Annotated in this window: 6 protein-coding genes; 2 read left to right on the top strand and 4 right to left on the bottom strand. The window is 48.3% G+C overall.

The features are described 5' to 3' along the window. Window position 1: 1 nt before the first annotated feature. Window positions 2–499, bottom strand: coding sequence for a 2'-5' RNA ligase family protein (locus B5D42_RS06885; RefSeq protein WP_078830723.1), 498 nt, complete (start codon window positions 497–499; stop codon window positions 2–4). 364 nt (window positions 500–863) lie between these two features. Here B5D42_RS06885 and B5D42_RS06880 point away from each other — a divergent pair, with 364 nt between their 5' ends. Together B5D42_RS06880 and B5D42_RS06875 are read left to right on the top strand one after the other, a co-directional pair. Next, window positions 864–9,503, top strand: a complete 8,640-nt coding sequence (locus B5D42_RS06880; RefSeq protein ID WP_078830722.1) for an FG-GAP-like repeat-containing protein — start codon at window positions 864–866, stop codon at window positions 9,501–9,503. 21 nt (window positions 9,504–9,524) lie between these two features. Then, on the top strand, window positions 9,525–10,538 hold the full coding sequence (locus B5D42_RS06875) for a PorP/SprF family type IX secretion system membrane protein (RefSeq protein WP_078830721.1): 1,014 nt from the start codon (window positions 9,525–9,527) through the stop codon (window positions 10,536–10,538). 86 nt (window positions 10,539–10,624) lie between these two features. Here B5D42_RS06875 and B5D42_RS06870 read toward each other — a convergent pair whose 3' ends face one another. From B5D42_RS06870 to B5D42_RS06860, 3 genes are all read right to left on the bottom strand, one after another. Further along, entirely contained in the window at window positions 10,625–11,095 is a 471-nt protein-coding gene (locus tag B5D42_RS06870; RefSeq protein WP_078830720.1) for a nuclear transport factor 2 family protein, read from the bottom strand. A gap of 126 nt (window positions 11,096–11,221) precedes the next feature. Next, entirely contained in the window at window positions 11,222–11,566 is a 345-nt protein-coding gene (locus B5D42_RS06865) for a low molecular weight protein tyrosine phosphatase family protein (RefSeq protein ID WP_078830719.1), read from the bottom strand. A 12-nt stretch (window positions 11,567–11,578) separates the two neighbouring features. Then, window positions 11,579–12,052, bottom strand: a complete 474-nt coding sequence (locus B5D42_RS06860) for a hypothetical protein (protein WP_139367028.1) — start codon at window positions 12,050–12,052, stop codon at window positions 11,579–11,581. Window positions 12,053–12,056: the final 4 nt, after the last annotated feature.

The raw sequence follows: 12,056 nt of genomic DNA, 5'->3' as shown, positions 1-12,056 counted from the left end.
ATTATCCACGGAGCGGAAATTCACGGAGTGGTTTCCACTCTTTTCCATTGATCTGTTCAATCAATGAAACCCGTTTAAATGTGAGCTGTTCGGGCAGCTTCATGCGGCAAACCTCTTCAAAGATCGCATCGGTGCAGGTGGCGTTCCTGGGATGTATCAGCGTAATATGTGGTTCCTGAGCGATAACGGGGCATGAGATATCCTGTAGTATATGGCTTCTAAGGAGCTGGAACTGTGTGTCTTCCGTTGCCGGCAAAAACAAGCCCCTTCCTTCCGCAAACCTCGCGGGTTTTCCGAACCGGATGGTAATAAAAGGGTGTGCTGTATGGGAAAGATGCTTCAGCACCATATCTTTCTGAAGAAGCATATCCTCACGGCATAAGGTAACATGTGCACGGATTAATGCAAACTGTACAGGATTGAATGCCTTGCGGACCTTTTCAATAAGGAGCGTTTCTTCCGGCTCTGCAAAAAGTGTAAGTTGAATCCGCTGCTGCATACCTGAGATCGGTTATCAATAATATGAACGTGTTCGCGATACCGTATTACAATACTACATCAATTGCTGAAGAACGGCTACCGGGTTATCGATCCGGTCGGTTTCTTTGGTCCATTTTTAGATTTGACGCAGTCATTTTTGCACTATATTGCGCCAAATATCAATGGTCCTTCCTGAGCAGTAAAATTGATATTACCAAGACTGAATGATCACTGGCAAAATATGGTTTTAGCACCCCCGATCATGTTGCCAGCGATTACCGTGGAGGCTTTGTTGAAAAGCCTGGAATGAGCCGAAATTATCAGCCGGCATCCTATCACCCGAGAACATCGCGTTCGCTATAATACGGAACTGAACATAGCTTATGAAACCAACTATACTTAAAATCCGTTATCGCTGCCTTCTTGTGTCCTGCATTTGGGTAGTACTGCTCTCACTTACTATTAACGCCGTTGCGCAGGTGCCTGCCATCACGAATATATCTGCGCAGAGTGCGATAAATGGAAGTTCGTTCACAGTAACGGGTACCAATTTCAATACCACCCCTGCAAATAATATCGTTTATATCGGCAAGCAGCGGGCTACCGTTACGGCATCTACCGCAACATCTCTTACCGTTACCGCTCCTTCAGGCGGCACTTATGGAAAAATAACGGTCTTGAATACGGCTACACAGCTTCAGTGTGAATCGCAGTCTTTTTTCAGCACAAGATTTCCTCCTGCGAGGAATAGTTTGTCAGGAGCTGATTTTACATCCATCGGCACTTTGTCTGATGCCGGTGGCGGCTTACAGCTGGTTGCATCAGGTTCACTGGATCTGAACGGCGACGGCAAGCCGGAAATGATTTCTCTCAACCCGGCGGCGAGTGAAATTTCTGTATTTCCTAATACAAGCAGCGGCGGAACTGTCAGCTTTGGAACTCCGGTAGCTGTAGCCATGAGTAATTTCTGTACCAAATTAGCCATTGCGGATATGGATGCCGACGGAAGAAAGGATTTAGTACTCATGGCACCTAATGCAGGTTATATCCTGATCTTTCTGAACACCGGCGATATTTCCACATTCGGAGAAACCAGCAATATAAATGTGGGTACATTTCTCGCTAATATAGCGCTGTCTGATATCAATAAGGACGGACGGGTTGATATTCTTGTATCTACTTCCTCTACAAGTTTTCTTTATATATATCCTAATTTCAGTACACCAGGCTCCCTGGCTTTAGGAAGCTTTACCAGCTTCTCATTAGGCGCTAATGCTGCCACGATCGGCGCTATGGATCTGAACGGGGATAATATGCCGGATATCGTTGCTAATTTTCCCGGCGGCGTTTCCATCTATAAAAATCTGGGAACAGCGGGAGGCGCGATCAATTCAGGTTCTTTCAGCACTGCGGGCACGGCCGCACCGAATACCAGTCTGTCGCTGACGTCGGCAACAACCATCTCATTCGTTGATTTTGATAACGACGGAAAGACAGACCTTGCAACATCGAACGGTCAGTCGGCAGTGTATACATTTATCAATAACTATGCAACCGCAGGCGGCGATCTCTCCTTTACCGCTGGCACTACCATCACTACAGGCAGAAACGTAGCTACTATTGCAACCGGCGATGTTACCGGTGATGGAAAGCCCGATATACTTGCCGGTATGAATGTGGCTTTCGCTACTAATGATTACAGGCTGGCGATGATACCCAACCAGACAACTGTAGCAGGCACCCTGGTGTTCGGTACTGCCGCTGAACTTGCTGCGGGTAATGCACCTGCTTCTTCAGACATTGTTGATCTGGATAACGACGGCAGGGCGGATTTCTTTACCGGAAACCTGGCCTCACGCACCGTATCTGTTTACCAGAATACAACATTGCCTCCGCCTGTGATCAGTTCGTTTTCGCCGGCAAATGCTGCACCCGGCGCGAGCATCACCATCACAGGTACAGGGTTCAACAGTACACCGGCAAACAATAAAGTGCTCATCGGCGGTTCAAAAGCAACGGTAACAGCAGCATCGGCCACCAGCTTAACCGTTACCGTTCCGAAAGGCGCTTTATATGGTTATGTAACAGTGACCAATACCGCAAATGCACTGACCGCATACAGCAAAGACTATTTCCTGCCCACCATACAGACACCCAAGGGAGTGCTCACCACAGCAGATATACCATATCAGGGGTCTCTTACATCAAGTTCTGCTCAACGGATCTATGGAATGGTTACCGGTGATCTGAACGGAGATGGCAGGCCGGACCTGGTAACAGCTGCCAACGGGCCGGCGACTCCGCTTGAAAATGCCTTGCAGGTATACTTCAATACGACAGCTACTGCAGGAGGTAACATAACCCTTGCCACGCCTAACACCTATACTTTCACAGGCAATAACGGTCAGGGTATGCCGGCGCTTGCAGATCTGGATGGGGATGGGAATCTCGATATTATCGCGATCGCATCTACCAGGGATCTTTCAACCAATATAGCCAGCAGCGGTAACATGTATGTACTGAGGAACCAGGGCACAGGTGCTTTTACTGCATCTTCTGCCTTTACAACCGGTCTGGGTCCGAATTCCTGTTTTGCAATAGATATGGACGGCGATGGTTTACCTGATGTGGCTACACTGAATACGACCAGTGCATCAGTTTCATTCTTCAGAAACCTGAGTTCCGGAACGGGCAATATCAGCTTTGCTGCCAAAAATGATTATTCAATCACAGCCAATCCCATCATGATCTTTTTCGCGGATCTCGATGGCGACGGCAAACCGGACCTCATTATTCCAAGGAGCGGAGCGTCCGGGTTCGATGTAAAGCTGAATACCAGTACGCCGGGTAATATCAGTTTTGCCACTTCGCAGACGATCAGTGGTTCTAATTCCCCTATTTCTGTTGCCGGTGGAGATGTAGATGGCGACGGTAAGACGGATCTTATCCTGACATTCGCGGGATCTTCCACAAGCGTATCTGTTTACAGGAACACCAGCAGCGGGGCCGGTAATATTTCTTTTGCAACAAGTACAGTTGCGGTAGGCATCAGCCAGCAGGTAGCTACGCTGGGCGATCTGAATGGGGATGGGAAGCCGGACCTGGTTGTAGCACCAGACGGATCATCGCCCGGAAAACTGATCGTTTACCGGAATACAAGTGTGGTAAATACGGTGAGTTTTGATGAAGCCAGCCGGATTGAACTGACTGACCCGCTTAATTTCAGTCGCGGTCTTGCCGTAGCAGATTTCAACAACGACGGGGTCAATGACCTTGTTGCCGGTGTTACCAATCTGGCGCGATTCTATGTATACAGAGGAATCATGCAGTTCCCGCCAACGATCACATCGATTACGCCGGCTAAAGCAGCGCCGGGAACCAGTATTGTGATCGCGGGTACAAATTTTAATGTACTCACTACAGGTAATGTAGTTTACTTCGGCGCAGTGAGGGCAACTGTTACTTCTGCAGGGGCAACCAGTCTTACGGTAACGGTTCCGGCGGGCGCTTCTTACGGACCGGTAACTGTAACACACACTACAAACAGGCTTACAGGACAAAGCGCGCAATATTTCCATCCCGTTTTTGCGGCTAATAAATCAACGCTGTCAGCAACGGACTTTGCATTGCAAGCCACCATTACAGGCGCTAACCTGGGGCGCGGCTTTGCACTTGCCGATCTAGATGCAGATGGCAAACCGGATATTGCAGATGCAGAGAATATACTCAGCAACAGCGTTCATTTCAGAAAAAACAACAGTACTACCGCAGCTATCGGTTTTGCAACTGCCGTTGACATGAACAATGGTTTGTACTCAACACCGGAGTATATCAAAACAAAAGATATTGACGGAGATGGCAAGCCTGATGTGTTGATGACCAACTTAAGCACAGACCAGCTGCTGGTAGCCCTGGGCACAGGAGATCTTTCAACTATTGCACATACGGCAGCATTTACTACCGGCTCTTCTCCGCGCGGACTTGATGCCGGAGACCTGGATGGCGACGGAAGAATAGACGTGGTAGTGGCCAACTCGGCTGGCAACTCCGTATCTGTATTCCGTAATACGGGCAACGCGGCCGGCCAGGTAGCATTCAGTCCTAAAACAGATATCTCAACTACCACTTCAGCATATAATGTTTACCTCGCCGATATGGATGGTGATGGCAAGCTGGATATTGTAACGAACGGCGGTCCGGGCGGCGGTATCTATCATGTAATCATCTGGCGCAATACAACTACCACAATGGGCGCTGTCAGTTTTGATGCGCCATATACGCTGGCAGCAGGCGCGGTGCAAAACATCCTGAAACTGGGCGATCTTGATAATGATGGCAAAATAGATATCATAGCAGCAAATGGGTCGGACGGTGTTTTTACGCTTTTCAATAATAACAGCAGTTCGGGTTCACTGAATTTCGGTACAGCACAGAATATAACGATACCATATACAGGTTTTATAAACGATGTGTCCGTTGGCGATCTGAACGGGGATGGTAAAGCAGACCTGTCGTTCAGCTATGCAAGCTCTCCCAGGAGCCTGGTGCTCTATGCCAATACAACAGCTGCTGCCGGAACAATTACGTTTGATAACCCGGTCACATTTGCAGCGACAGCTTCCGTAGGCAAAAACTATATCCAGGATGTGAACGGTGATGGCCGGCCGGATATATTCTCTGTTGACTACAATACGCACACCATACAAATATTCCAGAATTCACTCATTGCCCCGCCGGTAACACAGGCAACGGCCATAACTGTAACACCAACGGGTACCACGGCTGCACTGGGCTGGACAAACGGCAGTGGTGAAAAACGTGCTGTGTTCATGCTGGATGGAAACAGCGGCAGCCCCGCTCCTGCTACGGGTACAGATTATACGGCAAACACAATATTCGCATCAGGTTCGCAGATCGGAACCAGCGGCTGGTACTGCGTGTACGCCGGAACAGGCAGCAGTGTAACTGTAACAGGACTGTCGCCATCCAAAACCTACCGGGTGATGGTTGTAGAATTCAACGACGGAGGCCAGTCAGCAACTGCTCAGTATAACACAGGTACAGCAACGAATAATCCTGTAAACTTTATAACGCCTGCCACACTGAACAGCATCGTAAGAGCAGGAAGTAACGCAAGCGTTAATATAACTACAGCCGATTATACGGTCACTTTCGGCTCAGCCGTAACAGGGCTGACGACCACTAATTTCTCTCTTACAGCAAGTGCAGGGATTACGGGGTCAAGTGTACAATCGGTAAGCGGCAGCGGAACCACCTATACGGTAACCGTGAATACGGGTAGCGGCGACGGTACGCTGGTACTCAACCTTGCCAATGCAACGGGATTAACACCAACGCTTACAAATACACTGCCATTTGCGGGTGAAACATACACCATCGATAAAACGGTTCCGACACTGACGGCGGTAACGATCGCATCGAGTAACAGCAATACAGCAAAAGCGAAAGCCGGTGATGTGGTTACGGTCAGCTTTACTGCAAGCGAAACCATCATTACGCCGGTAGTGACCATTGCGGGCGCAGCGGCAAGCGTAACAAATACCAGCGGCAATAACTGGACTGCAACCTATACCATGGCTGGCGGAAATACGGCAGGTGCGGTAACGTTCAATATTGCCTTCGGCGATGCGGCGGGCAATAGCGGTACGGCAGTAACGGCCACCACCAACAGCAGCAGCGTGGTGTTCGATGAAACGGCACCAACCTTAACAGCTGTAGCCATTACATCATCCAACACAAATACTGTGTTTGCGAAAGCGGGCGATGTGATCACGCTTTCGTTCACTGCATCGGAATCCATACAGGCGCCAACGTTAAGCATTGCAGGTCATGCGGTAACGGCTACGAATGGTTCGGGCAATAACTGGACCGCAACCTATACGATGGTAACTGGTGATGCAACAGGAGCGGTAGCATTCAATATAGCATTCAGCGACCTCTCCGGGAATGCAGGTACCGCAGTAACCACAACTACCAACAGCAGCAGTGTGTCATTTGATAAAACAGCACCGGCCTTATCTGCGGCAGCCATTGCATCATCCAACACCAATACTGCACTTGCGAAAGTAGGCGATGTGATCACGCTTTCGTTCACTGCTTCTGAGGCCATACAGGCACCAGCTGTTACCATTGCGGGTCATACAGTAGCCGCAGCCAATAGCGCTGGCAATAACTGGACTGCAACATATACCATGGTAAGCGGTGATGCAACTGGTGTTGTAACGTTTAATATCGCATTCAGCGATCTGGCAGGAAATGCAGGTACAGCCGTAACAGCAACTACCAACAGCAGCAGTATATTATTTGATAAAACAGCACCGACTTTATCAACCGCAATCATTGCATCTTCGAATACCGATGCAACACGTGCGAAAGCAGGTGATATGATCACGCTTTCGTTCACCGGGTCTGAAGTAATATCGGCACCAACGGTAACAATTGCCGGCCACGCTGTAACCGCCACTAATACATCAGGTAATAACTGGACCGCAACATATACCATGGCAAGCGGTGATGCAACAGGTGTTGTAACGTTTAATATCGCATTCAGCGATCTGGCAGGAAATGCCGGTACAACCGTAACAGCAACTACCAACAGCAGCAGTATATTGTTTGATAAAACAGTACCAACGCTCACAGCGGTAACCATCGGATCATCCAATGCCGATGTAACCCGTGCGAAAGCAGGTGATATGATCACGCTTTCGTTCACCGCGTCTGAAGCAATATCAACACCAGCTGTAACCATCGCCGGCTATACCGTTACCGCAACTAACGGCTCAGGTAATAATTGGACAGCAACCTATGCCATGGCAACCGGTGATGCAGCAGGTCCGGTAGCATTTAGTATAGGATTCAGTGATCTGACCGGTAACGCAGGTATAGCAGTAGCTGCAACTACAAATAACAGCAGTGTACTGTTTGATAAAACGGCGCCTGCGTTGGCGGCTGTAGCCATCGCGTCATCCAATGCGGCGACCGGCAGGGCTAAAGTGGGCGATGTAATCACGCTGTCCTTCACTGCCTCTGAAACAATCCAGTCGCCTGCGGTAACCATCGCCGGGCATACAGTAACTGCAACCAATACATCGGGTAATAACTGGACGGCAACCTATACGATGGTAACCGCCGATGCAACGGGTACGGTAATCTTTAATGTTTCATTCAGCGATCTGGCAGGAAATGCCGGCACTGCCGTAACCGCCACTACAAATAGCAGCACTGTATTGTTTGATAAAACAGCACCGACACTCTCTGCAGTAATAATCGCATCATCCAATGCTGCTGCAGGCAGGGCAAAAGCGGGGGATATGATCACGCTGTCCTTCACTGCCTCTGAAACAATCCAGTCGCCTGCGGTAACCATCGCCGGGCATACAGTAACTGCAACCAATACATCGGGCAATAACTGGACGGCAACCTATACGATGGTAACTGGTGATGCAGCAGGTACGGTTACATTTAATATAGGATTCAGTGATCTGACCGGTAATGCTGGTACAGCCCTAACAGCAACTACCAACAGCAGCAGTGTATTGTTCGACAAGACCGCACCTGCCATGAATACGGTGACGATCGCATCTTCTCACGCTGATATATCAAAAGCGGTAATAGGCAGCATTGTCACACTTCAATTCACTGCTACAGAAACGATCCAGAACCCAACAGTAACAATTGCTGGTCATACCGTAGCGGCAACCAATACCAGCGGCAACAGCTGGACGGCATCCTATACCATGACCACTGCCGATGCAGAAGGTTTCGTGCCATTCAGCATCGCATTTGCAGACCTGTCGGGCAATACAGGAACAGCTGTAACGCTCACTACCAACAGCAGCAATGTTAACTTCCTTAAAACATTACCGGTACTGACATTGGTAAATATCACATCAAACAATGCCAATACAGCAATCGCTATTCCCGGAAACAGCGTTATCGTAAGTCTTGTTGCAAACAGGCCGATTCTTGCGCCGACGGTCACGATTGCCGGACATGCCATTACAGCAACGAGCAGCGGCGGTAACAGCTGGACGGCAGCATACACCATGACTACCGCAGATGCCTTCGGTCGTGTAACATTCAGCATTGCGTTTACAGATACTTATGGTTATGCAGGTACGCCGGTAACAGCTACTACCAACAATACGGCTGTTGATTATATACCTGGCAACGCAGCGCCGTCATTTACAGGTGGCGCAGCCCAGACAACAACAGTGTGCAGCAATACAGGAAAATCGTTGAACAGCCTGCTCAGTGCCAGGGATATCGATAACGGCCAGACACTTACCTGGAGCGTTATAGCTGCGCCGGCGCATGGAACCCTCACGGGTTTCCCGGTAACGGCAACAGCAACAGGTTCGGCACAGTTGCCACCGGGAACAGCCTATCTGCCACAGCCAGGCTATAACGGAACAGACCAGTTTGTGATCCGTGTAAGCGATGGAAACCTGTTTGCAGATATTACTGTAACGATAAATGTAACGGCCTATATTCCCGGCGTTCGTCTGACTACGATAGATGCAGGAAGGAATGTTACAACAGCATTGCAGGCCCGTACCATAACCGGTGCATCAGGGTACAACTGGATTCCGAACAGTTATCTTAATAATGCGGCAATTGCTAATCCGCAGGTAACAACAGCAACACAACAGGAATACAATATTGAGGTAACGGTAGGCGCGTGTATTGTAACAGATACATTGCTTGTCCGTGTGCAGGAACCGTCGGCCATCCTGGTACCGAATGTATTTACGCCTAATGGCGATGGACAGAATGATAAGCTGCTGCCGATCATGGTAGCCAATATCCGTTCGCTGCATTATTTCCGCGTATACAACCGCTGGGGTAAAATGTTGTTCGAAACCTCGCAAATGGGTCAGGGTTGGGACGGCCGTTATAACGGAGAACTCCAGCCGCTGGATACGTACACATGGATCATAGAAGCGGTTGACGATAAAGGAGCAACCATCAGGAAACAAGGATCAGTAACATTATTGCGCTAAGCGATAACATAAAACGAGCTTATGAAAAAGAGTATTCATTCACTGCTTATCCTGCTTGCAGGAATAATGTTCAGTCAGCCTTCTTTAGGGCAGGACCCCAGGCTGGGCCATTATTTTATGGCTCCCATGGTAACCAATCCGGCCATGATGGGCAGAAACGTGGGCGACTGGCGTGCGCTTGCCACTTACCGTTCGCAATGGCAGGGTTCCGGCACCGAACCATTCACAACCACATTCGTTTCACTGGAAAAAAATCTATTGGGCGCCGGCGCGAAGAATCAGCTGACCGGTGGAGCAATGTTCATGACGGATGCATCCAACGGCGGCCTGCTGAAGCATAATAATTTCGGTGTTGGTGCCGCCTACCACAGTACATTGGATGGAGCCGGGAAGCATATGCTCAGCGGCGGTCTTACATTCAATTATATGAGCCGCCTCCTCGATGCAGGGAAATTCCAGTTCGGGTCGCAGCTGGGCAGTGGTGGTTATCAGCCGGTGATTAATCCAAATGACGGCGTAGTTATTCCCAAGCTGGATAATTTTGATGTGAATGCGGGATTACTTTACCAGTACCAGGGTGAATCTTCCGGTTTCTATGGCGGTGTTGGTTATTTCCATGCGGCGCGGCCGATAGAAGGTGCATACTATAACTCGTCTTACAGTATTGATCCGCGCCTGAGTGTGCAGGCGGGTTACCAGTTGAAAACAGATGCCAATGGCAGCCAGCTTGCTGTTAGTTCATTATTTGAGCAGCAAGGTGGTTACAACCAGTTTACTGCAGGGCTGTTATACAAAATAGGATTCTCACAAAATGTTACTGCATTGAATTCAGTGAATGTTGGCGTATGGGATCGTTTCGGCGATGCCATCTATCCTTATCTCGGACTGGAAGGCAACCAATGGCTGCTGGGATTCTCTTATGATGTGATCACTTCCAAAATGGCCGGTACTTCTCTGCAAAGTTTTGAATTGAGCTTCGGCTGGCAGTTCGGGAAGAACGCGGGCGTGAGAAAAGGCGGGGTTGTACAGTATTGATCTGATTAAAGAAAATTATTTGTTGCGGGTTTCATGGAGGGTTCTCTCTCTGTGAAACCCGTGATCATTTAATGCAATAACCGGAGTCAATGATCATAACTCACCACGCGCTTCAGCAACCAGCTTCCTTTATCAAGCAGCCAGACATGAAGAAACCTTGCATCACCAGATTTTACCCAGGTATTATTTCCCCAATGATAAAAACTATGTATACCTTCCTGAACAGCGCCGTATAATTGCCCGTTACCCTGCATGGTATAAACCTGCATGCTGTCTAATGTACGTTTCACCGGGGTCTTGCTATTGCAGATATTATTTTTTACCGAAGCTACAAACGCCGCTTTTCCGCTTGTAATGCCACCTTTGTCGTGGTAAAACTCAAGATCTTCTGCTATTATATTATCGTAAACGCCAAGATTACAGCGATTGAATCCTTCTGTAAATACGAGGCTGTCTAATGCGGTAACTTTTTTATAAAGCGTATCTGTTTTACTTACCTGGGCGATGCTTTTTTCTGCGAAGAAACAGAATGTGATAAGAATGATGTATTTAAGCATGGGAGCAGCGTATTCTATTATGATGATTGTATCAATTCCTGGTCTGCGCGGATTATTCTGCCTTGTGTTTTTTAAAACAGGAGCAATCCGTCAAGAGCAGGAACGCTTAGCAACCGTAAAATACCATTAAATTCCATAAACAGTATTCAGGGTACCGTTCATCCTGTCGTTCAGCATCTCAACCAGTTCTTCATCCATAAATTCATAATCGTCTGGAATATGAAGTACTTCTATTTGCGGTAATTCAAGATGATTGTATACCTCCCGGATCTTGGCCCTGTGATCGGATTCCATCACGAAAACAAGGTCGGCCCAATGCAGGTCATTCTCAGAAATCTTTCTTTCGCTTTTTGGGCTGAGCCCTGCTGAACGGATATTGAACCGCGCATTGTTTTTAAAAATGTGCTCTGCTGTTCTGCTGCGCTTTTTATTCTTTCCGCAGACTACTAATATGTTAGGGCGATCTGTCATTATGGTTGATGCCTATTTGATATCATAATAAACAAGCGTATTATACAAATAATTATAAGACGGATCTGGTTTTTTCGAAAAGCCCTTGTAATGGAAATTCGATTTAACCGTATCCAGGTGACCAGCCCTTTCTATCATCAGGTATTCTGCACCGAACCTGTGAAGTGATTGCAGCACATCACTTACGTACACAGTCGACTTCGGTGGAACCAGCAACGTTACATGCCGGGCATTCACAGATGCAGGTACGCGCTCATTCATCACCTCGAGGTTCTTTTTCCGCACCGGTAAAATTTCAAAGGCAGCTCTTGCTGAAAGTGTCTCTGATGGAACAGTGTCATTAGATTTATAAAGCAGGGTCAGTCGCGCGGTATCCGAAGTGATGTTACGCACAAAGACCTTGTAGTCGAGCGGCGGACAGCCACAAAGTGCGGTAGCCGTGATAACGAGCAGAAGCAGAACAGGTAGTTTAAAAAATGCTTTCATAAAA

The sequence above is a fragment of the Sediminibacterium ginsengisoli genome (genome assembly GCF_900167075.1).
GTDB lineage: Bacteria > Bacteroidota > Bacteroidia > Chitinophagales > Chitinophagaceae > Sediminibacterium > Sediminibacterium ginsengisoli.
The sequence above is the reverse complement of the archived record's forward strand: the minus strand, read 5'-3'. Positions and strand labels throughout refer to the sequence as shown.

Coding starts and splice junctions, on each gene's coding strand:
- B5D42_RS06885 (WP_078830723.1), bottom strand. CDS start 499: ATGCAGCAGCGGATTCAACTTACACTTTTTGCAGAGCCGGAAGAAACG.
- B5D42_RS06875 (WP_078830721.1), top strand. CDS start 9,525: ATGAAAAAGAGTATTCATTCACTGCTTATCCTGCTTGCAGGAATAATG.
- B5D42_RS06865 (WP_078830719.1), bottom strand. CDS start 11,566: ATGACAGATCGCCCTAACATATTAGTAGTCTGCGGAAAGAATAAAAAG.
- B5D42_RS06870 (WP_078830720.1), bottom strand. CDS start 11,095: ATGCTTAAATACATCATTCTTATCACATTCTGTTTCTTCGCAGAAAAA.
- B5D42_RS06880 (WP_078830722.1), top strand. CDS start 864: ATGAAACCAACTATACTTAAAATCCGTTATCGCTGCCTTCTTGTGTCC.
- B5D42_RS06860 (WP_139367028.1), bottom strand. CDS start 12,052: ATGAAAGCATTTTTTAAACTACCTGTTCTGCTTCTGCTCGTTATCACG.